This window comes from Pseudomonas sp. NY11955, from assembly GCF_048068035.1.
Taxonomy (GTDB): Bacteria; Pseudomonadota; Gammaproteobacteria; order Pseudomonadales; family Pseudomonadaceae; genus Aquipseudomonas.
In genome coordinates, this window is the sequence record NZ_JBLUPS010000070.1 from 1 (window position 1) to 266 (window position 266).

1 rRNA gene is annotated in these 266 nt (G+C 51.9%); it reads right to left on the minus strand.

Annotated elements, in window-relative coordinates:
• Positions 1–102, minus strand: a 5S ribosomal RNA gene (gene rrf, locus ACNFBR_RS29315); the annotation flags it as partial.
• Between the last annotated feature and the right edge of the window lie 164 nt (positions 103–266).

A 266-nucleotide genomic window follows, 5' to 3' on the forward strand; every position in this document is an offset into this window, starting at 1 on the left:
TACTCTCACATGGGGAAACCCCACACTACCATCGGCGATGCATCGTTTCACTGCTGAGTTCGGGATGGGATCAGGTGGTTCCAATGCTCTATGGTCGTCAAGAAATTCTGTGTGCTGGCCCGTCCCTCGGACGTGCCTGCGAATCTCTGTAGTTCCTACTTAAAGACAAAACCCCTACCTGCATGTGCAGATAGGGGTTTTGCGAAATGAATCTTGACGATGACCTACTCTCACATGGGGAAACCCCACACTACCATCGGCGATGC